Raw genomic sequence first — 26133 nt, 5'->3', positions numbered from 1 at the left:
ATCTATAAGGGGTCACCTCCGTAGCATTAAACTTTGGTCGGTAAAATGATTTGGGAGGCTTCTTATAGATGTATTTTATTACAACAAAAAGAATGTTGGAAGTATGTTTTTCAACACACCCCAACATTCAGTATAGAACCAAAACAAAAAGGTCTATTGTGAAATTAACTTTGCTTATTCTGTGAATAAAGAATAAATATTGGCAATCTTTCTGTGAATTTGATATAAATAATTCATAAACAAAGAGAGAGGTCATGAAGACATCAACAAAGGAGGAGTCGAGTGATGGCACTGAGAAAGGAGGAACAGAGATGTTTTTCAAGAAGTATGGAGACATTGTAGTCGGTATCTTTTTCATGGCACTGTCCGCAGCTATGATGGTGATGGCGCAGATGCTCCCGAAGTCAAAGGTTATGGAGGTTGGACCGGAATTCATGCCGATGGTAATCGGAGTAATCACCTTTGCACTTGCAGCAGCGCTTACATTCTTAAGCATCAAGAACTTCAAGATGCATAACGCGGAGATCAAGGCAGATGACATAGAGGACTGCGATTACAAGCGTGTGCTTGAGAGCGTGATTCTGATGCTGATCTACGTGTTTGTGATGAAGCCGGTTGGTTTCATTCTTTCCACCCTGGTATTCCTGTTCTGCCAGATGATGGTTCTTTCCCCGGACGACGAGAGAGGAAAGAAGCAGGCAATTTTACTTGCAGTGATCGATGTGGTGTTTACCCTTGTGGTATTCTTCCTGTTCCGTTATGGATTTAAGATCGTTCTGCCGGCAGGAATTTTCTCAATTAATTTGTAGGAGGCGAAAGAGATGCAGGCATTAGGACTTTTGGGAAATGCGTTTGTGAGCATTATGCACCCGGCATCCATTCTGTTGATGATCGCCGGCGTAGCAATTGGTATTGTATTTGGTTCGATTCCGGGACTGTCCGCTTCGATGGCAGTGGCACTGATGTTGCCGTTGACCTTCTCGATGACACCGTCCCTCGGTATGAACACTCTGGTAGCTGTCTACATCGGAGGTATCTCCGGTGGACTGATTTCCGCAATTCTGCTGAACATGCCTGGTACGGCATCTTCCATCGCAACGACGTTTGATGGATATCCGATGGCGAAAAAGGGCGAGGCAATGAAGGCTCTGGGACTTGGAATTGTGTTCTCCGCAATGGGTTCCATCTTCTCCTTCCTGGTACTTACTTTCTGTGCACCGCTTCTGGCAGATGTGGCACTGAAATTTACTCCGGCTGAGAACTTTGGTATCTGCTTCTTCGCTCTGACGATGGTAGCAATCCTTTCTTCCGGAAACATGATTCGCGGTCTTTTAGCTGGTATGCTCGGTCTGATGTTTACCCTGATCGGTATGGCTCCGATCGATGGAACCGCACGTTTTACCTTTGGAAATCCAAACCTGATGGCAGGTTTTGATACCCTTCCTACCCTGATCGGTATCTTTGCAATCTCCGATATCCTGATCACCGCTGAGGCAATGGGTAACGGAAAACTTGAGACAATCCCGATCAAGAAAGTAAAGGGATTTGGATTCAGCATGAAAGAGTTTGTTTATCACCTTCCGAACTTCCTGCGCTCCGCACTGATCGGAACCGGAATCGGTATCCTTCCTGGAATCGGTGGTTCTACTTCCGGAATGCTCTCCTATGTAACTGCTAAGAACATGTCCAAGCATCCGGAAGAGTTCGGAAAAGGATGCCCGGATGGTATCGTAGCAACTGAGTCTGCAAACAACGCAACAATCGGTGGTGCAATGATCCCGCTTCTGGTACTTGGTATCCCGGGTGATGGCGTAACCGCAATGATGCTTGGTGGTTTCCTGATTCACGGTCTGTCCGCAGGACCTCTGCTGTTCGTAAAGAACGGTGATGTCGTATACGGAATCTTCGCTGCATGTATCATCTGTACGCTGATCATGCTGGTTGTAGAGTGGACCTGTATCAAGGGCTTCGTACAGGTACTGAAAGTTCCGAAGCACATCCTGCTTCCGCTGATCCTGGTTCTGTGCTGTGTAGGTGCTTATGCAACAAACAACCGTATCTTCGATGTACAGTCGATCTTGATCTTCGGTGTGGTTGGATACCTCTTCCACAAGTTCAAACTGCCGACGACTCCGTTTGTTCTGTGCTTCCTGATTGGTAGCATGCTTGAGACTTACCTGCGCCGTGGTATCATGCAGTACAAGTCCTTCGGTGCATTCTTCACAAGACCGATCTTTGATGCATTCTTCTTCGTAGCAGTAGGAGTTCTGGTTTGGTCCGTATTTAAGGAGCTGAAAGCCTTCTACGCAAAGAAAAAAGCATTAGGTTAAAAAAGGCAAACAAAAAGGGAAAAGTAAAGACAAGTTAAGAAACTTAGAAAGCAATATAAGCAATATAAAACTATATAAAAAATAAAGGGAAAAGGAGATACAACTATGAAAAAGAGATTTCTGGCAACGGTACTGGCAGGAGCAATGGTAATGGGTTTAGCAGGATGCAGTGGCGGAGCTGACAGCACGACTGCAACGACAGCAGCACAGAAGGCTGACACCGCAACCGAGACCAAGGCTGAGGGTGGCGAGAGCAAGGCAGATGCATCCACCGCTACAAGCGATTGGAAGCCGGCTTCCACCGTATCCATCGTTGTACCGGCAGGTGCAGGTGGTAACACGGACCTTTCCGCTCGTGTATTTGCTCAGTACGCAAAAGAGCTGACCGGTGTTGATTTCATCGTTGTAAACGCAAACGGTGCAGCAGGTTCCGTAGCAGCAAACCAGGTACTTTCCGCAGAGCCGGATGGCACGACCTTCCTGTATGGCCATAACCTCGTAAACGTTGCAAACATTGCAGGTGTAACCGACTACAACTACACCGCATTCAAGCTTGGCCCGACTTTCGCAAAGGATCCGGCACAGCAGTTGTATGTAAACGCTGAGAAGTACAAGAGCTTAGATGAGTTCATCGAGGCAGCAAAGGCAGCACCGGGACAGCTGAAGGCTTGTACTGAGGTTGGTGCATACACCTACTACGAGTTACTTGCATTTGAGAAGGAGGCAGGCATCGATCTGGATCTGGTAGATGTAGGTTCTAACTCCGATAAGATCGCAGCAATGCTTTCCGGTCAGGTAGACCTGATGCCGGGTGCATACATCAACTGTAAGGATTATCTGACTGCTGGACAGTTCGCTTGCCTGGGTGCTCCGACTGAAGAGCGTTATGACCTGATCAAGGACATCCCAACTCTGAAAGAGCAGGGCGTCGATCTGGTATATCCGGACTGTGACTTCTCCTTCTACTTCCCGAAGGATACCTCCGATGAGATCATCGCTTGGTATGAGAACCTCGTTCAGCAGATCCTTGACGATCCGAAGGCACAGGAAGCAGTTGCAAATGTAGATATGATGCCATACTACTTAAGCGCAGCAGATTCTGAGAAGAACGATGAAGAGATCTTCAACACGATCTCGGAGATCGCTAAGAGCGTAGAGCAGTAAGCAGAGTTAGAGATTGATGGAATAAATGATGTGGCTATCCTGTCTATCATGAGATTGCTTAGATTGCCTGAGAATCAACTGAAAATTTGATGATGAAATCCGAGAACCCCGCAGGTGGAAATTCCGCTTGCGGGGTTCTTTTTGCGCATCCACTCTGAGTTCAAGTCGACGCTCGCGGAGACTTGGCGCGTGATTCTGGTCAGCTCTGCTGACATTTTCCAATCAGAATCACTGCGCACCCTCGCGGAGCGTATAACTCAGAAGGGGATTGTCTCCCCTCCTGAGAAAGTTTGCGATACCCCCACCTATAGAGGAGGGGGACATCCACTCTGAGTTATAATCCCAAACTCTTATCCATCTGTCCGCGCACATAGTCGGTGGCGAGTGCGATGAAATATTTTTCCGGTTTTGTCAGGTAGGAACCCTTCAAAAACGAGATGCTTCGCATCCAGCGCAGTCTCGGCGGAACGGTGAAGTAGACGATCTCCTCGCTCGGACGGACGTAGGACTGCGGGAAAAAGGCGGGGGCGATCTGGGATTTCACCATGCTGACAACGGTCGCTGTGCTGATGGATTCAAACAGAATCTTCGGGGAGAATCCGGCGTGAGAGAAGCAGAGATCTATCATATCGCGCATTCGAGTCTCTTTTCCGAGGAGAATAAACGAATTGTCCCGAAAAAGCGTGAGATCGATCTCAGGCAAGGTTTCCCAGCTCTTCTCGCCTGCGAGATGGGCGAGCGGGTGAGAGAATGGCACGCCGAGCACCATATATTCGGAATCCATGTTGATGTACTCGAGATCCGGGTGGACGCTTCGCTCATAGTAGGAGTTGCAGGCAAAGTCCACAACTTTCTGAAGAATCAGTCGCTCCATCTCCTTGACGCGAGCTTCGTGGATCTCAAACGTGATATCCGGGTATTTTTGATGAAAGACGGGGTAAATCTTGGCGAACATTCGAGATCCCGCCTCCGGCGTGTAGGCGATCGAGATCTCACCGCGTCTCTCCTCGGCAATATCATGAATGATTTTATACGTTTCCTTTTTCATGGAAAGCATTTCTTTGGCAGTATCGAGATAGATTTTTCCCGCATAGGTGGGAATCATCGTCCGGTTACGGCGCTCAAAGAGGGGAACTCCGAGTTCCTTCTCAAGGCGCAGTAACTGCTGATTCAGTGCCGGCTGGGTGAGAAACAGCCGTTCCGCTGCCCGGGAAATGCTCTTTTCCTGTTCAATCGCAAGAATGTATTCCAATTGATGAAGATCCATCGCTTTCCTTAACCTTCTTTCTTTTTGCTTTCTTTTTTTGTTTCCTTTTTTCAAATCCCAGATTTTCGAAGTTCGGAGATCGATATCCCGCAAATTTGTTAACAAACTAATCTAATAAATACTTAGAGAAAATCTAATTTTCAATAAGTTGTATTTAGGTATTGATGTAATTATAATAAAAACAGATCAAAAAAACAACGTTGTTGAAAAGAAAATAGTAAAAATAACAAGAGATCCAAGAAGGGTTTTGTTAAAAAGGAGAGTATTTACATGGGATTTCGATGCACACCACCGACAAAAGATCCGGTAGCGACATTGGCATATAAGCCGTGGACACTGGCGATCAAACCGTTTCAGGTAGCTCCTCAGACCTGGTATGTCGCAGGTCAGACCTGGGTTGGCTGTTACCTGATCGATACTGGGGACGGACTGATTCTGATTGACACGGCAATCACGGAGAGCCTCTACATGCTTGTGGATTCGATTTATCGTCTCGGCTATAAGCCGGAGGATATCAAGATGATCCTGATCAGCCATGCGCACTTTGACCACTGTGGTGGAGCACGGGCGATGAAAGAGCTGACCGGAGCACCGCTTTACATGTCCAAGGAAGACTGGGAGTTCATGAAGGCATGTCCGGAGGAGACGATCGCAATCGACAAGGACGATCATCCACAGCCGTTTGAGCCGGATGGCTTCTTCTCAGATGACGAGCCGATTCGCCTCGGAAATGTGGAGATTCGCACAATGCTGACTCCGGGTCACACCGTTGGTTGCACGAGCTTTTTCTGGACAGTGACCAATCCGGCAAACGGAGAGAAATATGTGGTTGGCATGCACGGTGGTGTCGGCGCCAACACGATGAATAATAAGTATTATGTGACAAGCCGTTATCTGACCCCGGATCTGCGTGAGCGTTTCTTAAATGACGCAAAGAAAGTTCGCAACATCCATGTGGATATTGCACTTCCGAGCCATCCGAATCAGATCGAGATCGTGGATCGCGCAGGAACATACACGGATGAGAGTCAGCCATTCCTCGATGACACGATCTGGGCACAGTTCGTCGATGAGAGAGTGCGTCAGGTTCGCGCAGTGATGGAAAAAGAGAACGAAAAGTAAAAGTTTGTGCAACGCATGGACTGTAACGACAGAGGAAACAAACTGGCATCAGGGATTTTTCAAAGGAGAAGTCAAAGGAGAAGCGTATGGAAATGTATATTGTACTTGCGGTGACGCTGTTTATGATGGTGATGTTCGTCTGGCACAAAGTGCCGTTTGGTGTGACGACGATGACCTGTTGTATCGTGCTTGCCGCAACGGGAGTGCTGAAACTTTCAGCAGCCTTTACTGGATTTGGAAACAAGATTGTAGTTTTGATTGCACCGATGCTTGCACTGAGCACAGCACTCACAAAGACGAGTCTCGTCGCCCGGATCGGCACGATGATGCAGACGATGAAGGGAAAGAGTGGAATTGCTCTGATTCTGATGTTCTATGTGGTTGGTATGATTTTTGCACAGTTCATTCCGAGTACCGCAGTCATCAGTATTATGATCGTCTTTCTGATGACGCTCGGAAACACCGGTGATGTGACCGCAAAGAGACTTCTGCTTCCTCTGCTCGGTGTTCTGTGTGCCTGGAAATTCCGTTTCCCGATCGGTCTCGGAGCTTCTACGTTTGCACAGATCAACGGCTACTATGAAGGAATTATTTCTGATCCGTCCATGCAGTTGACGATGATGGATCCGTTCTTCTTTGCAATCCCGTCGATGATCGTTCTGGCAGGTTTCTGCATCTTTGGATGGAAGTTGATGCCGAAGGATGAGGGAGATGTCGATAAGAGCGCTCTGAAAGAGTCCAAGAAGGCAAATGCTCTGACCCACGGTCAGGAGATGTATGTTTATGCAGTATTTGCAATCGTTATGCTGTTAATGATCTTAAACAAATGGACCGGAAACCTTCTGTATCTGGCACCGGGCATGGGGGTTCTTGCTCTGCTCTACGGTGGAGTGATGAAGCCGGATGAGGCAGTAAAGTCGATGACGGTTGATATGATCTGGATGATTGCAGGCGTTCTGGTTGTAGCTGATGCCCTCGGTTCCTCCGGTGCAGGTGATTTGATCGGAAATGCAGTTCTGGCAATCCTTGGTGAAAATCCGAGCTCGATGATGGTAATGTTTGTTTTCTCAACCGCAACGATTGTGATGACAACCTTCCTCTCCAACACCGCAACGCAGGCAGTTCTGATCCCGATCGCAGCATCGATCTGCCTGGCCGGTGGTTGGGACCCGAGAGGCGTTGTGCTGATCATCGGTACTGCAAACATGTTTGCACTCGGATTCCCGTCTGGTTCCGGTGAGGCGGCTGTTGCATTTGCAGCGGGTGGATATAATCCGGTGAAAGTTCTGAAATTTACCGTTCCGTACATGATTTTGGCGATTATCACCTGTGCGCTGACCGCCCAGTTTATGTATCCGCTGTACTAAAAACAAACGGAATCACGGCGCAATCATGACGCGCAAAAACAGAGTTTATAATTTATAAGAAAGAAACTCAGGCTGAGAAGATTTTGATGCTCCTACCTTTATGATGGGACGGTCGAAATCTGTCTCAGCCATTGAAGCATAAAAAGACAGAAAATCAGAAAAAAGAGCAAAGAAACAATCGAAAATGGATTGACAATTTACTCAGCCGATCCTAATCTTGAAAGATTAATAACTAAGCAAACGCAGTAGAAGAGGGGAGAAAAAATTATGTCGATGAAATCGGAGTACGAGGAGTATCGGAATCGTCAGGAGAAAATGAGAAAAAATCCGATGGCGCGTTACTGGATCAATCAGGAATCCCGGTATGTAAAGCCGTTTCAGATGTATGGAAATCTGTATTATGTGGGAGATAGCTGGGTGTGTGCACACATCGTGGATACGGGCGAGGGACTTCTTCTGTTTGATGCCGGAAACTGTGGAAACGGCGCAACTGCAATGCTGATTCAGGCGATCTGGGAGATGGGATTTAATCCGGCAGACGTGAAATGGCTGGTTCTCTCCCACGGACATGTGGACCACATCGGAGCAGTCAATTTCTTCAAGAGAATGTTTGGAACGAAGATCTATCTGGGCGCGTTGGATGCAAAGATGTTCCGTGAGCACCCGGAACTTGCACTTGTGCAGGAGAGCACCGACTACATGGATGAGCTTTTTGTGCCGGATGTGGAGATCCATGAGGGGGATAAGATCAGATTTGGAAACACGGAAGTGGAATTTCATGAGGCTCCGGGTCACACGGAGGGCGTGATTTCCTGCTTCTTTGATGTGACGGACGGCAAGGAGACGAAGCGCGTCGGATACTATGGAGGATTTGGATTTAACACGCTTCAGAAATCGTTCCTGCTTGAGATCGGAGACACCAGTTATTCGATGAGGGAGACGTATCTGCGCTCGATCGAGAAAGTGATCAATGAGAAAGTCGACATCTTCATGCCGAACCACTGCGTCAATGTCGACCTCTTGAACAAGAGACAGTTTATGATCGATCATCCGTCCGAGCCGAATCCGTTCGTCGATGAGAATGCGTGGAAGAATTATCTCCAGATGAAGTATGATGACTTGAAAAAACTGATGGCAGATCCCGCACAGAATTAATCGGTGTCAGAACAATCGCATAAGAAAACAAAAAATGAATGAGTTTTTATCCGCAAAAAACCGCCTTTTTTCTGCAAAAATGGCGGTTTTTTTGATTGTGTTTTTGAATTTGTACAGGCTTTTTTCTGTAAAACGTGGGCAAAGGATTTGTAAAGGACAAAAAAAGAGCGAAACGAGGTGGAACCGATACCGGAATTTGTACAGTTTTCCTATAAAATCAGGGCTTCCCACGCACACACGGAAATTTGACATGGACAGCGAAACATGGTATACCTTTCACAACCAGTAGACATGATGTTACTGTTCAAGCGTTTCGCAAACGGTAATATCATAATTTCTTCCAATTTAGAAAAGGAGTTGTTGATTATGAAGGAAAGAAAAATCAGACTGGCAACATTGGATGAGGCAAAGGCGTTTGTAACAGCAGCAGGAAAGTGCGATTTTGATATTGATGTTTATTATAACCGTGTCGTGATTGATGCAAAGTCGATCTTAGGTGTTTGCAGTCTGGATCTGACAAAAGATCTGACTGTGAGAATGTACGGAGAAAATCCGGAGTTTGAGGCAGTCTTGGACCAGCTTGCACCGGAGAAGAGCAGACAGATTGCGTAAGAGAAAATGATTTGTGAGGAACGAAAGGGCAGGGGAATTTTCCCCGCCCTTTTTTAATTCATAGAAAATTGCGTCCTGTTTTACAGCATTTCCATAAACTGTCGTGCCGCCTGCGAGATCGGCACATTCTCATTGTGTGCGACAACCATCTGTCTTGTCGGAAGCTCCTCCTCGAGGTTGACGACAAACAAACTTTTCTCATTCTCCGGAATGCAGTAATCCGGCACAAAGGCAATGCCGAGTCCGATTCTTGCAAGATCGATTAGAAGGTCGTTGCTTGAAATCTCAATTTCCGGAACAAGGTCAAGCTGGTGGCGCTGGAACATGCTGTGCAGAAATTCGCTCGTCGTGCTCTTGCGGTCGAGCATCAGAATCGGGTAGGTCTGGAGCTCTTTTAAGGAGACACTCTTTCCGCGCAGGGCAGAGTACTCCTCATTTGCGACAAAGACATCGTGGAACTCGCGGATCACACGCACATGATGACCGCTTGAGAGACCGGAGTTCGGATAGTTTGTGATCGCAAAGTCGACCTGACTGGACTCGAGGAGCTTGGCGCAGGCGATTGAGGTCTGATTTGTGACCTTGATATGGACGCCCGGATAGAGGCGATGGAATTCTTTTAAATAGTGAAGCAGATAGTAACGGCAGATCGTGTCACTTGCACCGATGCGAAGCTGACCGCCGTTTAAGGTGTTCGCCTCGAGAAGCTGATTTTCACCCTGACGGATCAGATTCATTGCCGGTTCAATGTGCTTGAGCAGGATCTCCCCCTCCGGTGTCAGCTGAACGCGCTTCGTACTGCGGATAAACAGAGGCTGATTCAGCTTTTTCTCTAAGACTTTAATCGACTGGCTGACCGCAGACTGAGAGATAAAGAGCTGTTTGGAGGCTTCTGAGAAGCTCAAGGTATTTGCGACATGATAGAATACTTTATATAATTCGTAGTTGATATCCATGATTATTAGTTCTCCTTATAAATTAAATTTATTTTATCAGAAAATGCGAAGATTGTAAATGGATAATTTGACAAACAAGAAAAAACGTTGTATAGTGGTTTTATAAAGTAAAGGCGCTTTGGGTCTCCCAGAGCGCCTTTTTCTATATTCGATATCCGCTCGGATAGAACAAAAACAAAGGGGAGACGCTGATGAGAGAACTGATTGAGCACAGAGAGGGAATCAACCGCCTGATGGCACGGTACGGAGTGAAGTTCGGAATTTACAAGAACAACGAATTTCATGAGCAGTTATTTCCATTTGATCCGATGCCGAGAGTGATTTCAGCGGACGAATTCGAGGTCCTGCGAAAGGGATTGACGCAGAGAGTCGACGCGCTGAATGCATTTCTTGCAGATGTCTATGGAGAGAAAAAGATTGTAAAAGATAAGGTGATACCGGAAGATTTTATTTTTTCATCAAAGGGCTATCTCCCACAGTGTGAGGGAATCGTCCCGCCGAAAAAGATTTACAGCCACATTTCCGGAATTGATCTCGTTCAGGCGAAGGATGGCGAGTGGTACATTCTCGAGGACAATTTGAGAATCCCGTCCGGAGCGTCCTATCCGATGATTGCGAGAGAACTGACGCGCCGGGCTTCTCCGAGAACGTTTATCAACAACCACATCGAGGATAACCGCGGTTATGCGTCTATGCTCAAGCAGATGATGGACAATGTGAATACGGGCGGAATCAATGTTGTTCTGACCCCGGGACGCTACAATGCAGCCTTCTTTGAGCACTCTTATCTTGCAGAGCGCTCGGGAGCGATTCTTGCGATGCCTCAGGATCTGTTTGTGGAGAACAACTACCTCTACTATCGCCAGTATGGAGGAAATCCGCTGAAAGTCGGAGCTGTTTACCGCCGGATTTCTGATGAGTACTTAGATCCGATGTGCTTCCTTCCGGAGTCCCTGATCGGCGTTCCGGGTATCATGGAGGTCTACCGGAGCGGTCATGTCGCCCTGATCAATGCGCCGGGCAATGGCGTTGCCGATGACAAGGGAATCTATTACTTTGTTCCGCACATGATCAAATATTATCTCGGGGAAGATGCGATCCTCAAGAATGCGCCGACGTATCTAGCATTCTATGAGAAAGACCGCAACTTCATTCTCGAGCACTTGAACCGTCTCGTCGTCAAGGATGTCTCGGAGGCAGGCGGATACGGAGTTGTCTTTGGAAGCGATTTGAGCGCAGAAAAACTTGAGGAACTTAAGCAGATTATTATCAACGAGCCTCGCCGTTTCATCGCGCAGGAGGTCATCGACTTTATTGACCTCGACATTGTGGACGACAGCAAGGCCGGCGATCATCTTGTGCCGAGAAAGGCGGATCTGAGAGCCTTCGTGCTCACCGGAGAGAAGACGATGGTCTGGCCGAGCGGTCTTACCAGATTTTCGAGAAATCCGGATTCGTTTGTAGTGAACTCATCTCAGGGAGGAGGATTTAAGGACACATGGGTATTATCTCGTTAGAAAAGGCGGATCACCTGTTTTGGCTTGGACGTTACACAGAGCGGGTGTTCACGACATTAAATACATTTTTTACTTACTATGACAAGATGCTCGACATCGAGGACGATGTGTATAAGAAATTCTGTGAGAAATTGGCGATTCCGATGGTGTACAAGGATAAGGAGGATTTCATTCGCACTTATCTCTTTTCCGAGAACGATCCGAACTCGGTGTACAGCAATATGCTCCGCGCATTTGACAATGCGGTTGTGCTCCGCGATGAGCTGAGCAGTAAGACGCTCTCCTATATTCAGATGGCACTCGACTGCATCGAGCACGCGAAGGATTCGCAGGCACTTGTCTACGATCTTCAGCCGGTCATCGATGATCTGTTTGCGTTCTGGGGCTGTCTCGATGACAATGTGGAGGACGAGGAGTGCCGAAACATCATCAAGTGCGGAAAGTATTTGGAGCGCCTTGATCTGTATATGCGCCTCGACTATCCGTACCGCCAGATTGAAAAAGAATATAATAAATTCCTAAACCGCTTGCATAAAATCCGGATTGGGTATAATCTGTCAGAGGTAGATAAGCTGTCTGAGATCATCAATCTGGGAGAAGACTGGAAATCCCGCTATTACGAAGCGATCAATGCGCTGTGGAGAGTCTTTTGAGTCTCTTGACGGAATCTTTAATCTTTTAACTGCAAAAGAGTGACAGAGGTGATGATTTGAAGAATCTGCGTTTTCAATATGAAATGACGCTGACTCTGGACCGGGAGGTGCGGGACCATCATGTTCTGCTTCGCTGTCGTCCGATGGAAAATGAGATCCAACATCTGACTTCCTATACCTGCGAGGTGTCGCCAAAGATTTCGCTTCACCTCTCGCAGGATGGATTTGGCAATCTGGGCTATACAGGAGTCATTCAGGAACCGCACCGTTTTTTCGCGGTGAAGGCGAGCGGAATCGTACAGAAGATAGAGGGACGGTGCACGGATTTTCATCCGATGTACCGCTTTCCGTCTGTCCGCACAATGCCGGATCAGAACTTGCGCGCGTTTTTGCACGATGTCGAGGGAAGGCTTGGCACTCCCGTGCGGACGTTTCAGGACGTCTGTTTTCTGATGCAGTGTCTTCATGAGCATTTGGCATATGTTCCTGGAGCGACGACGACGGCAACGACGGCGGGAGAGGCGCTTGCGGGAGGCAGAGGAGTCTGCCAGGACTATGCACACATTATGATTGCGCTGTGCCGGATTGCCGGCATCCCTGCGCGCTATGTCGCCGGAATGATTGTCGGGGAGGGCGCGACGCATGCGTGGTGTGAGGTCTGGCTGTCTGACGCCTGGATCGGACTGGACCCGACAAATGGCTGTCTTGCGAAGGATTCTTACATCCGTCTCTCTCAGGGGCGGGATTTCGTGGATGGAGCAGTCGATCGCGGATGCTTCGTGGGATTTGCGTCTCAGACTCAGCAGATCTATGTGAAAGTAGAAGAAGTTGAAGAACCAGAAAACAACCCGTCAGAGGAGAGTTCCCCGGTTTAAGTCGGGAACGTTCACCTTGGTGGACCCGATGATGGGAGAGAACGACGACAGAAGTCAGAAATAAAAAACGACAGAAGTAAAGAGGGCAGAGCAAATGGAAGAGATGACGATGGACGTGGTCTCGGTCGGACTTGCGGTGGACGAACAGCTTCGCGTGAAGAAACATGTGTTAGAGCCGGACGGCTATGACGGAAGCGGAAAGAGAATCTGCATTGTGACCGGAACCCACGGAGATGAGCTGGAAGGTCAGTATGTCTGTTATGAGGTAAACCGGAGAATCCGGGAACACAAAGAATGTCTGAAAGGACGGGTGGAGATTTACCCGGCGTTAAATCCGCTCGGTGTGGATTCGATTTCCCGTGGAATCCCGATGTTTGATCTCGATATGAACCGAATTTTCCCGGGAAGTGAGGGCGGAAGTGTCGCAGAGCATGTCGCCGCAAAGATTGTGCAGGATATTGCGGGGGCAGATCTCTGTCTTGACATTCATGCGAGCAACATTTTCCTCAGGGAAATTCCGCAGGCGAGAATCAATGTCAATGTAGCGGAGGGATTGCTCCCGTTTGCGAGACGGCTGAATCTGGATTTTGTCTGGGTGCATGCAGCGGCAACGGTTCTTGAGTCCACGCTTGCGCACAGCTTAAATTCAATCGGCACACCGACGGTTGTCGTCGAGATGGGTGTTGGCATGCGTCTGACGGAAAGTTTTTGTCACCAGCTGACCGACGGAATCTTCTGTGTGATGAAGGACCTTGGAATCTGGGATGGGGAGACGATTGAGCCGAAGGAGCCGATCGTATCTGAGGATGGAAAAGTTGGATTTTTGAATGCCGGAGCACCGGGAATCTTTGTGCCCTGTGTGGAACACTGGAGAAATGTGGAGGAAGGCGAACTCATCGGACGAATCCTTAATCCGCTTGAGGGAACGGTCGAGGAGGAAGTGCGCGCCCCGATTCACGGAATGCTCTTTACGCTTCGCGAGTATCCGGTTGTGTCCTGTGGTTCTCTGCTTGCGCGTGTCCTGGGAGGTGATTACGAATGAGAAAAGAAAAAATTTTCACTCTGAAAAACTGCTACCGGGATGACATGGATGTTTACGGATTTCATTTCGGAAGAGGAGAGAAGTCGGCATGTATCGTCGGAGCGATGCGTGGAAATGAGGTTCAACAGCTTTACATCTGTTCTCAGCTTGTGAAGGCACTCAAGGAACTTGAGGAGAAGGGCGCAATCGTCCATGACAATGAGATCCTCGTGATCCCGTCGGTCAACCACAGTTCGATGAACATCGGAAAGCGGTTCTGGGCGACCGACAACACCGACATCAACCGGATGTTTCCGGGATACAGTGAGGGCGAGACGACGCAGAGAATTGCGGGAGGTGTGTTTGAGGCGATTCAGGGATACAGCTACGGAATCCAGTTCCCGAGTTTCTATATTCCCGGAGATTTTGTGCCCCATATCCGCATGATGGAGACGGGATTCCAGAACCCGAGCCTTGCAAACCTTTTTGGTCTGCCCTATGTTGTGATCCGCAAGCCGAAGCCGATAGACACGGCAACGCTCAACTACAACTGGCAGATCTGGAACACGAATGCATTCTCCGTCTACACGAGTGCGACGGATTACATCGATGAGCCGTCTGCACGGATGGCAGTGGCATCGGTGCTTCGTTTCCTGACGAGAATGGGAATTTTGCGCTACACAAGCCACAGCGGATACATCGCAAGTGTGCTTCGGGAGGACGATCTGACGAATGTGAAAAATGACCTTCCGGGACTCTACCGCAGACATGTGAATCCGGGTCAGGAGGTACACCGCGGGGAAGTACTTGCGTCGATCATCGATCCGCTTGAGGGAGAGGTCATCAGCCAGATCCTCTCACCGACCGATGGCATAGTCTTCTTTGCTCACCATGCCCCGACTGTTATGGAGGGAACGATCATCTTCAAGATCATCCGTCGCCTGCACGAATAAGTGTTTTTTTGCCTCTGCTCACAAAAATTTTGATATATTTTTGTGGGCAGAAGCCTTTTCTAAGGCTATACATCCGTGAAAAATTATTGTATACTAATAACGATATAGAGCTGGAAAGCCATCTTATTGTAAATACATAAAAAGCTATAAAGATGATATATGAGATATATGATATATTAGATAAGATATAAAAGCTATAAGGATATGATATAAAGACGGGATAGAGGGATTTTTTACCGCACATTCGGGGGGAATAATATAATGGAGAAACTCATACAGATTTTGCAACTGCTTGGAAGTTATCGAATCCCGGCAGTTATTTTTAGTGTGGAGGTTTTTGTGGCAGTCTGTCTGCTACTTGCCGGCTTGAGTCTGGGTGGAGGGTACCATTATCGAAATTTCCGTGCGAATCGGGGTGGAAAGCGGGCGCGACAGGCAAAAAAGATCTTCTTTGAGCGTGATCGTGAGCCGGAGCTGTTGATTCGCAGAAAAGACCGCTATCCGGAATTTCAGACAGAGAGCTTTGCCCGAGTGTTCGGTGTGACGAAAGAGCAGATGCAGGCGGATTTAACCTGCTTTTTGGATCAGGTAGAGGAAGACTTTGGAAAGAAGCTCTGGAAATCCTATCAGAGATGGGATGGAAAGAGCGAGTTTGAGACAGAGATTCAGCTCAAGGACAGTGAGCGCTGGTATCGGATTCGGGTGCTCAGAAGCCGGGACGAGCAGTATGACTGGTTCCGCTTTGCAGACATCACGCAGTATCGCACTCAGATCACGCAGACGGAGGAGAAACTTGAGAAGGCGGAGGAAGTCAGCCAGTCCAAGACGACCTTCCTCTCAAACATGTCTCACGAGATTCGTACCCCGATGAACGGTATCATCGGTATGCTCACACTCGCACATGGCAAACTGAACGGTCATCAGGCGGAGCCGTATATTGAGCGGGCGGAACAGCTCTCCCAGTATCTGTTGTCTGTCATCAACGATATTCTCGATATGTCTCGAATTGAGGCGGGCAAGATTGAACTCGAGAAGAAGGCATTCAGTCTTCAGGCGATGGCGGAACAGCTCAGAGCGATGTTCCAGAAAAATATCGAGGCGAAGGGTGTGGCTTTTTCGGTGGAGCTTCAGGATTTTGATCTCGATTGGGTCATCGGAGACGAGCTTCGCCTGTCTCAGGTTCTTGTAAACTTCCTCTCAAATGCCTCCAAGTTTACGAGCAGTGGAGAGATTCGGGTGGTTTTCCGTCAGCTCTTAAAAGAAAATGGAAGAGTCAGTCTGATGATGCGGGTGCACGATACCGGTACCGGAATGGATGCCTCGTTTGTCAGCCGAATCTTTCGACCGTTTGAGCAGGAGAACAGCCACATTGCAAGACAGTATGGAGGATCCGGCCTTGGAATGGCGATCACCGATCAGATTGTGCGCCTGATGGGCGGAGAGATCGTGATTGACAGTATGAAGGGGCGAGGATCAGACTTTACGGTTTATTTGACTCTGCCGATTGCAGAAAACCAGAATGTCGACAAGCAGGCACTCGAGGAGGAGCGTGCTGTGGAGTCGTTTGATTATCAGGGTATGCACATTCTGATGGCAGAGGACAATGAGGTCAATGCAGAGATTGCAGTCAGCATTCTTGAGATGGACGGGGCGAAGGTCGACACGGTTGTGGATGGACAGCAGGCAGTCGAGCAGTTTGAGTCCTGCCCGCCGGGAACGTATGACTTTATCCTCATGGATATTCAGATGCCGGTGATGGATGGAAGAACAGCGTCGAGAGCGATTCGTGCGATGAATCGTCCGGATGCAAAGACGATTCCGATTTTTGCGCTGTCGGCAGATGCGTTTGTGGAAGACCAGAGATTGTCGGCAGAGAGTGGAATGAATGGACATTTCTCGAAGCCGATTGATTTTGAGAAGATGAAGAAAGAGATTGGAAAGATACTGATAAAAGGAAAGCGAGTCGGAGCGTGAATCGTATGAGAGAAGAGAAAAGCGGTCAGAGAAAGGAAAACGGACCGTCGAGTGAGATCGAATCGGAACAAAAGAAGATTGAGAAGATCGATGGAAAAAATACGGAAAAAGACGGATGGAAGAAAAAAATGCCGAGGGGAAGAGTTGTCGCAGGTGCGCTTGCTCTCGTGCTCTTCACCGGAGGGTCTGCCGTTCTCTGGAAAGAGTATCAGGCGGGAGCCCTTTTCCATCCGGAATATTTTTTGAGCCGTCAGGAACTTCGGGGAAACCAGATCTCCTTTGCGGACAGCGATCGCTATGCGAAGAACAATCTGCCGGAGAAGGACTCCTCCGACAATGAGATGCTTGAGAAAGATCCGCAGGCGCAGGAGAAGACGGGCCAGGAGATGAATGACGTCTCTCCGCGTGTCACGATGGATGAATCACAGAAGCAGGCTGGGGATGCCGGCAATCTTCTGCTTGAGCAGATGCCGGAGGCTGGAAATGCGAACGCTTCTGGCGGAGGTCTCTCTGATTTTGAAAACAGTGGAGCAATGATGCTTGTCGCAGGTGGGGATGACGGGGAGCAGGCAGAACACGTCTCGATTGGAAATGTGACGAGTGGTCTGACAGACGGAAAAAATCAGAATCCCCCTGACACGGCGGGATCAATTGTGAGCGGAAAGACCGACAGTGAGAAGGAAAATGGATCGCCATCTTCCGGCGGTGGAAGCAATGGAGGCGGAGGAAACAGTGGAAATGGTGGAGACAATCCATCCGTTCCGGATCATTCGGATAATCAGAATCCGTCAAACCCGGATACACCAAGCCCGAGTCCAACTCCCACACCGGATACGCCGAGCAACAATCCGACAGAGGGAAAGGATTCCAATTTGAGCGATCCGGACTATCCGGACAATTCCGAGAAACCGCAGCTCCCGAAAGACCCGTCGTGGAGCGGAGACTCAACGATCTACCCGTCGTTTCCGGACTCGGGAATCATCTCGGATGAGCGCGCCCAGGATGCCAAACTTGTGCTGATTCCGAGCATTGATAGTTCTGCGGAGACGCTTTATCAGGGAGCGGTTCTCACAAAATGGAAACTGCTCTGCTCGCTCTACGCCTATGTCGATGTGGGAGGAACGAGATACCGTCTGACGGACTACAATGACAATTTCCGCATCGGAGAGTTTCCGGAGACGGCGACGAAGGATATGACCGTAAATTTTTATTTCCGCGGAAATGCAAACTGTCCGTGGCAGGAGGTCTCCTACACGTTTCCGGTCGAGTACAGCAAGATTGTGATGATGGGAATGCCGGACGAGAACGGAAATCGGGAAGTGGTGGATACGATTTATCCGGATGAGGGAAGTGAAATCTATCTGCCGAATGAGACATTGAAACTTGCAGGTGTGGAAAACTGGGAGTCGGTCGGGGACTGGATGACCGAGATGTTTCCGCAGTGGTCTCTGACTGAAGGCGGAGAGGATATAGGAAGCTACTTCAGGGTGGACAAGCCGGGAAGATATGTGTTCTATCCGCTCTCGAGAACCCCACTGCCGGACGGATTTTATGGAGTGTTTGACATCAATGAGGATCGGACAACCGGAAGTCTCTTTTTAGAGCAGAAGCTGACATTCTGGCCATCTAGGCAGGAGCGTTTTGAGATTCCACAGGGAATTCAGGGCGTGGAACAGGATCTGTTCTTCATTGCCGATGATGTGGCGGAGACTGCGTGGATTCCGGAGAGCGTCCAGTTTATCGACAGCCCTGCGTTTGAAGTAAAAAAAGAATATCAGGTATCCGAGCAAAACCGGTATTTTACGGTGAAAGACGGGATGCTTTTTGACAAGCTGAAGAAGGAACTCATCGGAATTCCGCTTGAGTGTGAGAGCGTGGAGGTTCCAAAGGACATCGAGGTCGTGTCTCTGTCGAGCAAGAATTCGATTCAGGAGATGACGTTTCTGTCTGCGACTCCGCCGGAGATCGATCTGAGCTGTCTGAACAATGCGACGCTGATTGTTCCGGAAAGTGCATACGGGCGGTATCTGTTCGCCTGGGGATCAGAGCTTGGAACAAACCATCTGACAACGGGCGGAGAGGAAGAACCCGATTACGATTACCGGGACGGAGCACTGTTCTCGAAGGACGGAAAGACGTTGTATCAGGTTTCCAAAGAAAATTCCGGTCTCTATTTTGTGCCGGACGGAGTGGAGAGCATTGCCTCGCAGGCATTTGAAGTTTCGGAGTACATAGACCGCGTATTTTTACCGGAGAGTTTGCAGAAGTTGGAGTCGGAGAGTCTGAGCGGAGAGAGCCTGACGGAACTCTTTTTTGCATCCGAGGTTCCGCCGGAGATTGAGAAAGACACATTTGGCGAGATTGAGACGGCGCTTGAGCGAGGGCTCCATGTCCGGGTCGCAGAGGGAAATCGAGATGCCTACCTGGAAGCTTGGGGACCGGTTCTCGGAGAAGAGCAGGCAGATAGACTGATTGTGGATGAGCCGTTTGACTTGGTGGAGACGGAGAGCGGTCTGTCGTATCTGAATCTGCCTGACGGAGCCGTTCTTCTTCAGGCACCGGAGGATCTGACTTCATTTGATGACATTGTCGCGGAGGCAGGCGAGGATATTGTCTGGAAGGAGATTGGTGTTCGTGCGTTTGGAGCGTGCGAGTCGCTTGAGACGATTGAACTTCCGGAGACGATTGAAAAGATCGGAAAAGAAGCCTTTGTTCAGTGCAAGAGTCTTCAGATTGCGGTCTGCAAGACGAAGGAAACGATCGAGGTTGGAAAGAATGCCTTCCCGACGATTCGAGCAGTTACCTTTGACGCGTTGAAGGTGAATTTTGCGGAAGATGAAGAAAATATGATTTACACCTCCTGCTATGTGAATAACGACTGCGAGGTATCCGGCGGTAGGATGCCGTATCTGGTCAACCTGTGGGGAACTTCCTACGAGTTGGTGGATTCCGATCAGACCGGACGTTTTCTGTATGGAATGGATGGGGATGTCTCTTACCTGATCGGTGGAACGACCGATGTTTCGGGAGAGATTGTGGCTCCGGAAGGAACGATTCTTCGAGAGATCGGATACTATGCACTCGAAAACTGTGAGGGAGATTTAACGATCCCGGAGGAATCCTCAAGGGGACTGTGGTTTGTCGGTCCGGGAGCGTTCCGAAATTCCGGACTTTCCGGAAGCATCGCGTTCTCATCGGCGGTCTGGAGAATTGAGGAAAATGCGTTTGCCGGATGTTCGGGAGTCACGGAGATTTGCTTTGACGCGGAACCGGATGAGCCGGTCGATGAGACGCCACTTGTGATTGGAGATCAGGCATTTGCGCACACATCGATTGAGGAAATCTGCTTCCCACACACCCTCAGCACGCTTGGTCAGTATGCGTTTTTACAGTGCCAAAATCTGGAGCGGGTTGTATTTACCAGTGAGGAGGCGCCGACGCTTGTGACATTCAGCCGTGGCAGTCAGTATATGTTTGGCTGGGAGGGAAATGACGATCAAGAGGTGACGATCGCCCTCGAGGAGACGGCAGAGGGCTGTGAGCAGGAGTATATCGATAAATGGAAGTTGAGCATGTTCGGCTATCTCTCCAAAGAGGAGATGGCACAGGATATGTCGTTTAATCTGATGATGGATGTCATGCTTGACTGGCCTGGCGAGATCTGGGGAGAGGATGGCGAGTACACGCCGGAATTCACTGCGTACTTTGATGACTATGTGGATGTGAAAGTTGATCAGAAGCTCTATGAGACGGAAGTTCTGCTGAGCGAGATGATGGGAATCGATCCGCCGGAGGAGCCGGACTGGGTACTTCCGAACCCGGATGATTATCTCACGGACAGCACGGAGGAGATTGAGAATCCGGATGAATTGATTGAGGAGATTCTTCCGGCAAATCCGACTGAGGAGGAGCCGGTCAACCCGAGTGATCCGACAGAGGCAGTGGACGAGGTCATCGACGAGATCGGTGAGGATGATAAGACGGATAAGGCCGATGAGATTGAGGATACCGATGAGATCAAGGACTCCGATAAGTCCGACTCTTCGTCATCGAAGGATGAAGATAAGGATGCGGAAGATGGAAATGCCGAATCGCCGGATTCCGATGCGGATGACGGGGAGACACCGGGTGACGAGTCCGATGACAAGTCTGACGATAAATCGGATGGCAAATCGGATGATAAGTCGGATGATAAATCCGGGGAGACAAAAGATGACGGATCTGATGGAAAATCGGATCATGAATCGGGCAATAACTCGGATAATAACTCGGACAATAACTCCGATGAGTCGACGGATGACACGGCGGATGAGACCGGAGATTCGGACATCGAAGACGGTCAGGATGGAGATGATAACGAGGTTGGTGAGGATGCCGATGACAGCAATTCGGATATAAGCTCCGATTTGGAGGATGAAAAAGCAGGGCAGGAAGTCGAGGATTCTGAAGAGGACGCGAAGACTGCACAGGATAAAGAGACGAGAGAGACGACAGAAAAAATAAGAGAGACAGAAAAGACAGAAGAGACAGAGGGGGAATCGCAATCATGATATTGGAACAGTCGGAGCATATCATTCATGAGGTAAAAAAAGTTTTTATCGGAAAGGATGATACCATCCGCCGGGTACTGACAACCATCTATGCGGGAGGTCATATTCTTCTTGAGGATTGTCCGGGAGTGGGAAAGACGACGCTTGCGCTGGCGTTCTCGAGAGCACTCGGTCTGGATTACAGACGAATTCAGTTTACGACAGATACCCTTCCGTCAGACATCACGGGATTTACCATGTACAACACACAGACAGGAAAGTTTGAGTATCGGAGCGGTGCGACAAACTGCAATCTTCTTCTTGCGGATGAGATCAACCGAACCTCTCCGAAGACACAGTCGGCTCTGCTCGAGGCGATGGAGGAGCGGAGTGTGACGGTGGACGGTGTGACACACCTGCTTCCGAATCCGTTTATCTGCATTGCGACGCAGAACCCGATCGGAGCATCCGGAACACAGGCACTTCCGGAGTCCCAGATGGACCGTTTCATGGTGCGTCTCTCGATCGGTTATCCGTCGGATGAGGATCAGTTGAAGATTTTAAGAACGAGAAAATATACGAATCCGCTGGATGACATTCAGGTGGTTTCCGGGGCAGAGAATATCGTGGATATTCAGAATTACCTCTCGTCGATGACGATGAGCGATGAGGTTCTGTATTATCTGATTCATCTGTGTGAGGCAACGAGACAGGATGCAATGGTAGATCTTGGCGTGAGTCCGCGAGGTGTGCTCGCACTGACGCAGATGGCGAGGGCACATGCGATGCTCGAGGAGCGCAGTTATGTGATTCCTGAGGATGTTCAGGCGACGTTTGAGGATGTCTGCGCGCATCGTCTGATTCTCAAACCGCAGGCGAGAGTTGAAGGTGTGACGGAGAGGGATGTGCTTCAGAAGATTTTGATGCAGGTGAAACCACCGTCCGCTCCGAAGAGGTGGAATCATGGCTAAGATCCGGGGTGTCTATGCGCTGGTAGCGGAAGCGACATTGGCACTGTTTCTGTGGCAGAGAGAGTGGTTTGTATTTGGAATTTTTCTTCTTGAGATTCTGTGGTTTGTGGTGCTCTGGCTGTTGATTCGCATGGAGGCGCCTGAGATTCAGGTTTCGATCCGCACCTCCGCAAAGTGGAGGGCGGGAAAACCGCTTCAGATGGAAATTCGTGCGGACAGTCGCCGATTGCTTTCAGCGGGCATTCTTGAGGGAAGTCTGGAATGTGAGAATCTGATGATCGGAGAGACTAAGATTGTACCGATTCGAATGAATCTCTCTGCAAAGTCCATTTCGCTGACGCTTCCGATTGAGACGAATCTGTGTGGCAGAATCCGAATCCGTTTTAAAAATGCCAGATGTTATGATTTATTTGGTCTCAACTGTGCACCTGTTCCCTCGGCAGAAGAATGTCAGATCCTGCTGTATCCGGCGCAGTGTCCGGTCGAGATTATAAAGCAGGGAACTCCGGCAGGAGACAGTCTCGATGGAACGCAGATGGCATCGAAGAAGGGAAAAGATGCGAGTGAGGTCTTTGATCTGAGAGAGTATCACGTTGGGGATGATTTCCGTTCGATTCACTGGAAGCTGACCGGAAAACTCGGGGTGATGATGGTGAAGGAGGCGAGTGATCCGACCCGCCATGATACACTGATTCTTCTTGACATCGGGCGTTCGGATGAGAGAGAGAGAGTTTCCTCTGAGGCACTGAGCTTTGCGTTCTCTCTGACGGCGGGAATCTGTGGAAAATTGCAGGAATCCGGTTTCTTTTTTGACGCGGGACTTCCGGTCAACGGACAGGTCCTGATCCGTCAGGTTTCGGATGAGAGAGAGTACGAAAAAATGCTCGACGCGTGGATGTATCTGGTGATTCCGGAGAAAAGCGGTTCGGGACTCTTGTGGTTTGAGGCAGAAAACATGCAGAGAACATTCCGCAGGGTGATCTATGTGACCGCAGGTACCTGTCCGGAGGCATTTTTCCACTTGCCTGAGAATCTGGACATCACGGCAATCTGTGTTCAGGATGAGGGCGCGATCCGCGTATCTCAGCAGGGCAGAAGAGTGCTGATGGAAGTTTCCACGGAAGAACTGATCAAGAACACATTCCGCGTGGTGATTTAGAATTGAGCTTGTGTCAGAAGTAAATTGGAATGGAATTGAATTGGGATTAGAAGTGAACTGGAATTGGGTTAGAAAGAGTTTTGGTTAGGAGAAGGACAGCTGATGAAGAAGGAAAAGAGGCAGGACAGACAACAGAGATGGAAAAATTATGCAGATTTATTCAGCTATACGGTGTTAGGTCTGTTTCTGGCAATCGGTCTTTTGTTGTCCTGGTTCCGTATAGTTTCATTTTCAACGGAATTTTATCGTTTTTCCATGGAGATTGCGATTGTCGCCGTTCTCTCTGAGACCCTATGTCTGAGGTTCTTTTCAGAGAGAGAAAAAGTGGTTTTGGTGCCTCCGATTGGAGGAGCAATCGTGCTGGGCTTTCTTGCCGGTTGGGATCGGGTTTTGGCGGGAATCAGAGATTATCTCAATGTGATGATTTCATTTTGGAATGAAAAATACAGCGACAATCTCTCCTATCTGGGCTCGTTTGTCACAACGCAGGAGAATTTGACCGCGTTTTGTCTGGTATTTCTTCTTCTCTGTATTGCGGGAAACGGCTATTTGTTGAGCAAGGGAAAACTGATTCCGCTTTTTGGTCTTGTTGTCTTTTATTTTGCACCGGGAATCATTCTCGAGCAATCCTCAGCGCGCGGAAGTATCTGTCTGTTGCTGTTTGCTGTGGGTGTTTGGCTGTTTTTCCTTCAGGCGGGTTCAAGACTGCGCAGAATGATCTGTTTTACAGTGGTGTGGGCGGGATTGTTTGCCATTTATTTTCTGTCACCGGGAGGAAAGAGCGAGGGAATCCGACTTTTTGAGCAGGAGATCTGGCAGAGCATGGCACAGTTCCGTTATGGAAGAGATACCCTTCCGGAGGGCGATCTTCTTCGCGCCTGCGAGATGGAGGACGGAACGAAGGTGACTCTCCGTATCAAGACAGATCACATAAAAAATATGTATTTTCAGGGATTTACCGGGGCAGTGTATCGGAATGGTCAGTGGAAATCACTCAAAAACAACATTTATGCCGGGGAACGCCGTGGTTTTCTGCGGTGGATGAACGAACAGGGAGTCGATCCGAATGCTCAGTATGTGGCGTATCAGCAGGCGGGAGATCACCTTGTTGCGAATGATCCGGATGAGACGGAGATTGAGAAAAACGTTGTTTCTGTCCGAAATGAGGGTGCAAACCGCAAGTATGTTTATACTCCGTATTCAGCAGAAAAGCCGAGCGGGGATAAGATTGCGAGCCGGCAGGACAGCGGATATATCTCAAAAAAGTTTTTTGGAAGCAGATCCTATGAGTTTGCGGAGTATTCGAAAAACATGCCGGGAGAACTTCAGCGTCTCGACTCGTGGGTCTATGCTCCAGTCACGGATGAACAGAGACAGTATCTGGAAGCGGAGTCGGTATATCGAGATTTTGTATATGAACATTATCTGGATATAAACAGTGAGATGAATGCAAAGATGAACGAGCTCTTTCATTCAGACGGGGAGGAGAGCGCGCAGAACGAGAGCATTTATGAGGTGACTCAGCGTATTCGGACAAAATTAAAGCGCAGTACCAGATACCATCCGACTCCTCAGGAAAACTTTGCCGGGGAAGATCCTCTGCTTCGTTTCCTCGAGGGAAAACAGTCTGGAAATTCGGCATTTTATGCGTCGGCCGGAGTCCTTGCCTTTCGGAGTTTTGGGATTCCCGCCCGCTACGCAGAGGGCTATTATCTGGATGGAAATCAGGATGAGGAGCAGGATTGGGATGCGACAAATGGAATTACGCTGACCGCACAGAATACGCATGCCTGGGTGGAGGTCTATGCGGATGGAATGGGCTGGCTTCCGGTGGATGTGACACCTGGTTTCTATTATGACACTTATACGCTTCTTCAGCTGTCTGAGATGCCACAGAAGATTAAGAAAACGGCGGCGCTTGAGGATACGGGAGACCAGGCTGAGGAAACCCTAAAGAGAGGAACGGAGGACGGCGGAAAGAGTGGCGAAAATCCGCAGGAGGAGAGCAGATTGCAGGATACTGTTTGGGGTATTTTCCTGATTCTTCTTTTCCTGATTGAGATTATCTGGATTCTTCTGGAAATTCGGAGAGCCTGGTATGAATACCGGATTTATCATTGCATCGACAAGCCGAACAACGATCAGGTGACAGAGTTTTTGTTTGACCGGATTCAGGAGAATCTATGGGTCTGCGGGATTGATATGCAACCGGGATGGAATAAGACACAGACCGAGCAGTTGGTTCATGAGATTTTTTTGGATGTACCCGCCGGAGTTTATTTGAAGATCAATGATTTGATGGAAAAGTACTTTTACGGTGGAAGTTCTCTGGAAGCGGATGAGAGGAGACTGCTCTGGAATTTCCTGATCCAGATTCGCAGAGGAAAGAAAAATCTCAGTCTGCACCAGAGACTTCGACTTCGATTCTTGATGTTTGGAAAGAATTGTTGACAGGTGATAAAAGAATTGTTAATAATAGTTAATGATAATCAATGATAATCAATGATA

The 26133-nt window shown here is 48.8% G+C and carries 19 protein-coding genes; 17 read left to right on the top strand and 2 right to left on the bottom strand.

From position 1 onward, the window contains the following. The first annotated feature begins 254 nt into the window (after positions 1-254). From ACR0QT_RS03695 to ACR0QT_RS03685, 3 genes are all read left to right on the top strand, one after another. Entirely contained in the window at positions 255-809 is a 555-nt protein-coding gene (locus ACR0QT_RS03695) for a tripartite tricarboxylate transporter TctB family protein (protein ID WP_432629548.1), read from the top strand. A 12-nt stretch (positions 810-821) separates the two neighbouring features. Continuing rightward, positions 822-2330, top strand: coding sequence for a tripartite tricarboxylate transporter permease (locus tag ACR0QT_RS03690; RefSeq protein WP_432629547.1), 1509 nt, complete (start codon positions 822-824; stop codon positions 2328-2330). Between the two features lie 105 nt (positions 2331-2435). Further along, positions 2436-3494 carry a tripartite tricarboxylate transporter substrate binding protein gene (locus ACR0QT_RS03685; RefSeq protein WP_432629546.1) on the top strand — a complete coding sequence of 353 codons (1059 nt, stop codon included), beginning with the start codon at positions 2436-2438 and terminating at the stop codon, positions 3492-3494. A gap of 334 nt (positions 3495-3828) precedes the next feature. Here the strand turns inward: ACR0QT_RS03685 and ACR0QT_RS03680 are convergent, their stop codons facing one another. Beyond that, positions 3829-4761, bottom strand: a complete 933-nt coding sequence (locus ACR0QT_RS03680; protein ID WP_432629545.1) for a LysR family transcriptional regulator — start codon at positions 4759-4761, stop codon at positions 3829-3831. Positions 4762-5031: 270 nt separating this feature from the next. Here ACR0QT_RS03680 and ACR0QT_RS03675 point away from each other — a divergent pair, with 270 nt between their 5' ends. The 4 genes from ACR0QT_RS03675 (at position 5032) to ACR0QT_RS03660 (ending at position 9017) form a co-directional block, all read left to right on the top strand. Beyond that, a complete protein-coding gene (locus tag ACR0QT_RS03675) occupies positions 5032-5883 on the top strand; it encodes an MBL fold metallo-hydrolase (RefSeq protein WP_432629544.1) in 852 nt (283 codons plus the stop codon). An 86-nt stretch (positions 5884-5969) separates the two neighbouring features. Continuing rightward, the gene (locus ACR0QT_RS03670; protein WP_432629543.1) at positions 5970-7250 is read left to right on the top strand and encodes an SLC13 family permease; all 1281 of its coding nucleotides are present in this window, start codon (positions 5970-5972) and stop codon (positions 7248-7250) included. 267 nt (positions 7251-7517) lie between these two features. Further along, complete coding sequence (locus ACR0QT_RS03665) at positions 7518-8405, top strand: MBL fold metallo-hydrolase (protein ID WP_432629542.1); 888 nt, start codon at positions 7518-7520, stop codon at positions 8403-8405. Positions 8406-8771: 366 nt separating this feature from the next. Then, entirely contained in the window at positions 8772-9017 is a 246-nt protein-coding gene (locus tag ACR0QT_RS03660) for an HPr family phosphocarrier protein (protein WP_432629541.1), read from the top strand. Between the two features lie 80 nt (positions 9018-9097). On the opposite strand, the gene ACR0QT_RS03655 is transcribed toward ACR0QT_RS03660, so the two are convergent. Next, positions 9098-9973, bottom strand: a complete 876-nt coding sequence (locus ACR0QT_RS03655) for a LysR family transcriptional regulator (RefSeq protein ID WP_432629540.1) — start codon at positions 9971-9973, stop codon at positions 9098-9100. A 191-nt stretch (positions 9974-10164) separates the two neighbouring features. On the opposite strand from ACR0QT_RS03655, the gene ACR0QT_RS03650 reads away from it, so the two are divergent. From ACR0QT_RS03650 to ACR0QT_RS03605, 10 genes are all read left to right on the top strand, one after another. Continuing rightward, entirely contained in the window at positions 10165-11490 is a 1326-nt protein-coding gene (locus tag ACR0QT_RS03650; RefSeq protein WP_432629539.1) for a circularly permuted type 2 ATP-grasp protein, read from the top strand. Then, positions 11472-12143 carry an alpha-E domain-containing protein gene (locus ACR0QT_RS03645; RefSeq protein WP_432629538.1) on the top strand — a complete coding sequence of 224 codons (672 nt, stop codon included), beginning with the start codon at positions 11472-11474 and terminating at the stop codon, positions 12141-12143. Before ACR0QT_RS03650 ends, ACR0QT_RS03645 begins: the two co-directional genes overlap by 19 nt. Positions 12144-12199: 56 nt before the next feature. After that, a complete protein-coding gene (locus tag ACR0QT_RS03640) occupies positions 12200-13018 on the top strand; it encodes a transglutaminase family protein (RefSeq protein WP_432629537.1) in 819 nt (272 codons plus the stop codon). Between the two features lie 103 nt (positions 13019-13121). After that, the gene (locus ACR0QT_RS03635; RefSeq protein ID WP_432629552.1) at positions 13122-14060 is read left to right on the top strand and encodes a M14 family metallopeptidase; all 939 of its coding nucleotides are present in this window, start codon (positions 13122-13124) and stop codon (positions 14058-14060) included. Next, positions 14057-14992 carry a M14 family metallopeptidase gene (locus tag ACR0QT_RS03630; protein ID WP_432629536.1) on the top strand — a complete coding sequence of 312 codons (936 nt, stop codon included), beginning with the start codon at positions 14057-14059 and terminating at the stop codon, positions 14990-14992. Before ACR0QT_RS03635 ends, ACR0QT_RS03630 begins: the two co-directional genes overlap by 4 nt. A 261-nt stretch (positions 14993-15253) precedes the next feature. Beyond that, positions 15254-16966 carry an ATP-binding protein gene (locus ACR0QT_RS03625; protein ID WP_432629535.1) on the top strand — a complete coding sequence of 571 codons (1713 nt, stop codon included), beginning with the start codon at positions 15254-15256 and terminating at the stop codon, positions 16964-16966. A 5-nt stretch (positions 16967-16971) separates the two neighbouring features. Continuing rightward, positions 16972-21516 (top strand): leucine-rich repeat protein, encoded by a 4545-nt coding sequence (locus ACR0QT_RS03620; protein WP_432629534.1) that lies wholly within the window; start codon positions 16972-16974, stop codon positions 21514-21516. Then, positions 21513-22466 (top strand): AAA family ATPase, encoded by a 954-nt coding sequence (locus ACR0QT_RS03615; protein ID WP_432629533.1) that lies wholly within the window; start codon positions 21513-21515, stop codon positions 22464-22466. Before ACR0QT_RS03620 ends, ACR0QT_RS03615 begins: the two co-directional genes overlap by 4 nt. Continuing rightward, entirely contained in the window at positions 22459-23625 is a 1167-nt protein-coding gene (locus ACR0QT_RS03610; RefSeq protein ID WP_432629532.1) for a DUF58 domain-containing protein, read from the top strand. Before ACR0QT_RS03615 ends, ACR0QT_RS03610 begins: the two co-directional genes overlap by 8 nt. Before the next feature lie 102 nt (positions 23626-23727). Further along, positions 23728-26076 (top strand): transglutaminase-like domain-containing protein, encoded by a 2349-nt coding sequence (locus ACR0QT_RS03605; protein ID WP_432629531.1) that lies wholly within the window; start codon positions 23728-23730, stop codon positions 26074-26076. Positions 26077-26133 lie beyond the last annotated feature (57 nt).

The sequence above is a fragment of the Brotaphodocola sp. genome (assembly GCF_050873365.1).
Taxonomy (GTDB): domain Bacteria; phylum Bacillota; class Clostridia; order Lachnospirales; family Lachnospiraceae; genus Brotaphodocola.
Note: the sequence above shows the minus strand (reverse complement) of the source record. Positions and strands in the feature narration are given on the sequence as shown.

What these genes read in the sequence shown, in the direction of transcription:
- ACR0QT_RS03695 (WP_432629548.1), top strand. Translation starts at nt 255, where the DNA reads ATGAAGACATCAACAAAGGAGGAGTCGAGTGATGGCACTGAGAAAGGA.
- ACR0QT_RS03690 (WP_432629547.1), top strand. Translation starts at nt 822, where the DNA reads ATGCAGGCATTAGGACTTTTGGGAAATGCGTTTGTGAGCATTATGCAC.
- ACR0QT_RS03685 (WP_432629546.1), top strand. Translation starts at nt 2,436, where the DNA reads ATGAAAAAGAGATTTCTGGCAACGGTACTGGCAGGAGCAATGGTAATG.
- ACR0QT_RS03680 (WP_432629545.1), bottom strand. Translation starts at nt 4,761, where the DNA reads ATGGATCTTCATCAATTGGAATACATTCTTGCGATTGAACAGGAAAAG.
- ACR0QT_RS03675 (WP_432629544.1), top strand. Translation starts at nt 5,032, where the DNA reads ATGGGATTTCGATGCACACCACCGACAAAAGATCCGGTAGCGACATTG.
- ACR0QT_RS03670 (WP_432629543.1), top strand. Translation starts at nt 5,970, where the DNA reads ATGGAAATGTATATTGTACTTGCGGTGACGCTGTTTATGATGGTGATG.
- ACR0QT_RS03665 (WP_432629542.1), top strand. Translation starts at nt 7,518, where the DNA reads ATGTCGATGAAATCGGAGTACGAGGAGTATCGGAATCGTCAGGAGAAA.
- ACR0QT_RS03660 (WP_432629541.1), top strand. Translation starts at nt 8,772, where the DNA reads ATGAAGGAAAGAAAAATCAGACTGGCAACATTGGATGAGGCAAAGGCG.
- ACR0QT_RS03655 (WP_432629540.1), bottom strand. Translation starts at nt 9,973, where the DNA reads ATGGATATCAACTACGAATTATATAAAGTATTCTATCATGTCGCAAAT.
- ACR0QT_RS03650 (WP_432629539.1), top strand. Translation starts at nt 10,165, where the DNA reads ATGAGAGAACTGATTGAGCACAGAGAGGGAATCAACCGCCTGATGGCA.
- ACR0QT_RS03645 (WP_432629538.1), top strand. Translation starts at nt 11,472, where the DNA reads ATGGGTATTATCTCGTTAGAAAAGGCGGATCACCTGTTTTGGCTTGGA.
- ACR0QT_RS03635 (WP_432629552.1), top strand. Translation starts at nt 13,122, where the DNA reads ATGACGATGGACGTGGTCTCGGTCGGACTTGCGGTGGACGAACAGCTT.
- ACR0QT_RS03630 (WP_432629536.1), top strand. Translation starts at nt 14,057, where the DNA reads ATGAGAAAAGAAAAAATTTTCACTCTGAAAAACTGCTACCGGGATGAC.
- ACR0QT_RS03625 (WP_432629535.1), top strand. Translation starts at nt 15,254, where the DNA reads ATGGAGAAACTCATACAGATTTTGCAACTGCTTGGAAGTTATCGAATC.
- ACR0QT_RS03620 (WP_432629534.1), top strand. Translation starts at nt 16,972, where the DNA reads ATGAGAGAAGAGAAAAGCGGTCAGAGAAAGGAAAACGGACCGTCGAGT.
- ACR0QT_RS03615 (WP_432629533.1), top strand. Translation starts at nt 21,513, where the DNA reads ATGATATTGGAACAGTCGGAGCATATCATTCATGAGGTAAAAAAAGTT.
- ACR0QT_RS03610 (WP_432629532.1), top strand. Translation starts at nt 22,459, where the DNA reads ATGGCTAAGATCCGGGGTGTCTATGCGCTGGTAGCGGAAGCGACATTG.
- ACR0QT_RS03605 (WP_432629531.1), top strand. Translation starts at nt 23,728, where the DNA reads ATGAAGAAGGAAAAGAGGCAGGACAGACAACAGAGATGGAAAAATTAT.